Source organism: Desulforegula conservatrix Mb1Pa (assembly GCF_000426225.1).
Classification (GTDB): Bacteria; Desulfobacterota; Desulfobacteria; order Desulfobacterales; family Desulforegulaceae; genus Desulforegula; species Desulforegula conservatrix.
This window is the reverse complement of record NZ_AUEY01000151.1, coordinates 1-2,645: the sequence shown is the minus strand read 5'-3', so window position 1 is coordinate 2,645 and position 2,645 is coordinate 1. Positions and strand designations below refer to the sequence as shown.

At 47.3% G+C, this 2,645-nt stretch carries 5 protein-coding genes, 1 other RNA gene and 1 pseudogene; all 7 read left to right on the top strand.

Going from position 1 to position 2,645, the window contains the following annotated elements; all coding sequences use genetic code 11:
• Positions 1-24 precede the first annotated feature (24 nt).
• A complete protein-coding gene (locus tag K245_RS0121270) occupies positions 25-630 on the top strand; it encodes a DUF3164 family protein (RefSeq protein ID WP_027360639.1) in 606 nt (201 codons plus the stop codon).
• Between the two features lie 16 nt (positions 631-646).
• An RNA gene (locus K245_RS27530) (hammerhead ribozyme type II) lies at positions 647-709 on the top strand.
• 6 nt (positions 710-715) lie between these two features.
• Positions 716-1,105 carry a hypothetical protein gene (locus K245_RS0121265; protein ID WP_027360774.1) on the top strand — a complete coding sequence of 130 codons (390 nt, stop codon included), beginning with the start codon at positions 716-718 and terminating at the stop codon, positions 1,103-1,105.
• A 26-nt stretch (positions 1,106-1,131) separates the two neighbouring features.
• On the top strand, positions 1,132-1,572 hold the full coding sequence (locus tag K245_RS0121260; protein ID WP_027360773.1) for a hypothetical protein: 441 nt from the start codon (positions 1,132-1,134) through the stop codon (positions 1,570-1,572).
• A 31-nt stretch (positions 1,573-1,603) separates the two neighbouring features.
• Complete coding sequence (locus tag K245_RS0121255) at positions 1,604-1,936, top strand: ASCH domain-containing protein (protein WP_156906878.1); 333 nt, start codon at positions 1,604-1,606, stop codon at positions 1,934-1,936.
• Positions 1,933-2,367 (top strand): gp16 family protein, encoded by a 435-nt coding sequence (locus tag K245_RS0121250; RefSeq protein ID WP_027360771.1) that lies wholly within the window; start codon positions 1,933-1,935, stop codon positions 2,365-2,367. Before K245_RS0121255 ends, K245_RS0121250 begins: the two co-directional genes overlap by 4 nt.
• Positions 2,368-2,444: 77 nt before the next feature.
• A pseudogene (locus K245_RS25850) lies at positions 2,445-2,645 on the top strand (IS21 family transposase); the annotation flags it as partial.

Below are 2,645 nucleotides of genomic sequence, written 5' to 3'. Positions count from 1 at the left end.
GGGGATTTTTAAGGAGGACGATATATGAACATGCAGGATTACAGGGAAGACCACAAAGGCAGGCTGGTGCCTGTCAATCTGATCGACGAAATTGATCTGGAGCGTGACAGCCTGGTCAAGGAAATCATCGGGGAAGCAAGGAATGTAAATTCAGTATTGAAGACATTCAAAAGCAGAACAATGGCCGATGTAAGCGCGTTCTGCGAGCTTTCCGCTGAAAAATACGGAGTAAAGCGCGGAGGCAGAAAAGGAAATCTGAGCCTTCTGAGCTTTGATGGCAAATCAAAGGTTCTGATAGCGATTTCCGAAAATCTGTCTTTTGATGAACGTCTCCATGCCGCAAAAGAGCTGATTGACGAATGCCTGAACGAGTGGACTCAGGATTCGAGGCCTGAAATCAAGGTGCTGATCAATGACGCGTTTCAGGTGGACAAGGAAGGCAATATTTCAACCACAAAGGTTTTAAGCCTGAGACGCTTGAGAATTGAAGACGAGCGCTGGCACAGGGCAATGGACGCCATAAGCCAGAGCGTTCAGGTGGCAGACACCAAAAGTTATATCAGGGTGTACGAACGCGGCGGAATTGAAGACGCATGGCAGCCGGTTAGTCTGGATATTTCGGCGGCATAGGGCTTTTTGATTGGTTAAGCGAAACCGCCTTTTGGCGGTCATTTTGGGGTGGTTCCCAAAATCTGACGAGCAGCCGGAGGATAAAATGGCAAACAAAATAAAGAGTCTCAACAGTATATGGTCTCTCGCTTCAAGGCGGGGAATCAGCCAGGAGCGGGTTTATGAACTTGCTTCCGGGCTTGGCGTGAACAAGCTCACGGATCTGGATGAAACCGGATTCCGGGAGCTTGAACACAGGCTTATGAATTTAGCTGTGATGAAGCATGAAACCGTCTGGCCGGATCAGAGGGAGAAAATCAAATCCCTTCGCGACAGGCTCGGCTGGAGCAACAATTACCTGCTGTCCTTTGCTAAAAATGCGGTGAAGATTGAAGCCCCGGATTCCATGACGCCAGAAAAGGCGGATCTTCTGATTAGAAGAATGGGCAAGGTGCTTGCCGATGAGCAAGCAAAGAAACAGCAGACGTTGTTTTAATAACTGGCAAGGTAAAGGATCTTTAAATGGAAGAGAAAACACAAGTCGAAGCCCAGCCAATAACCAAGGAAGACTGGGCCAGAATTAAGGTCATGATGAATTATCCTCATGGTTCAACATCGCTCCTTATTGATGGGTTTAAAGTAGAGTTATGCCAAAAGCTAATCAAAAAAAGAGTCGTCACAGCTGTGTATGTTGATGGCTGGATTAAAGGGGAATGGGGGCTTGCTGATAAGGACGGAAAGCTTCCAGAGCAAGCACGGCGTTTTTGGCAAATAAGAACAAAAAATCTATTCCCAGAGAAAGAACTGAAAATGATGTGCAAGGGAGCGGGCAAAAAATACACCGCAGATGTGGCTTCCAGAAATCAGTATCAGATCGTTCGTTGCTGCTGGTCGAGCTTTGGCCCTCTCAAGCGCCATTTTGAAGCCAATAACAAGGATATCCGGGTTATTTCGATCTGGTAAAGGGGCGGTTATGAGGAATATGTCATTCTCAATGACCACAGATCAAATAATAGCAGGTACAAAGACCGTTACCAGGCGCTTTGGCTGGCAGTTTCTTAAATCTGGAGATCTGGTCCAGCCTGTCAGAAAGGCGATGGGGCTGAAAAAGGGGGATAAAATCGAACCTCTTCGTGAGCCTATCAGAATTAAAAGCGTAAGGAGAGAGCCTCTGAACGCGATAGCCCTTGAAGATTGTGGCCTTGAGGGCTTCCCTGAAATGAGTCCGGCTGATTTCGTGTCGATGCTTGTAAAAAAATACAGATGTTCGGCAGATGCCGAAATCACCCGCATCGAATTTGAATACACCGAAGGTGAAAAATCATGAAAACCAATAACGACAATATCAGAAAAGCCAAGCTCGCGACCATCCACATTGCAAAGGCCAAGCTTGGAATGGATGACGACACATATCGGGAGATGCTGGCAAGCTTTGGCTTGAAATCTTCCAAAGATGCCAGCGTTGCCAAGCTTAACGAGATCATCACGCACCTTAAATCCAAGGGTTTTGAGACCAAAAAGCCAAAGAACCAGCCCAAGTCGGTCAAAGGGCAGGCTCCTGAAACGGCATTGATGGGCAAGATCGGGGCGCTTCTGGCTGATGGCAAATATCAATGGGCCTATGGTCACGGCATAGCAAAGAAAATGTTCGGGATCGAGAGGCTTGAATGGTGCGACTGCCAGCAACTGCGGAAGATTGTGGCTGCTCTGGAATACAACAAAAAGAGGCAGGCTAAAAATGATCAACGACAGTTATAAATCCCCCCTGACGACAATTAGAATTCCCGCTTAATGCAAACCCGGTTATCCAATGTTGTGATATGGAGGATCATTGGATGATCACTGACAATCAGGTGAAGAAATTGAAGAAAAATTTAAGCGCGGGAAAAAGCCTTGTAATCTCGGCATTGCAAGCTGGCATGGATGAAAAGACAGCGAGGAAATACAGGGATCTGGACAAGCTGCCGAGCGAGCTGAAAGCATCCAGTGATAGGTGGTGGCGAACTCACGCTGACCCTTTTGGCGGAGTATGGGGA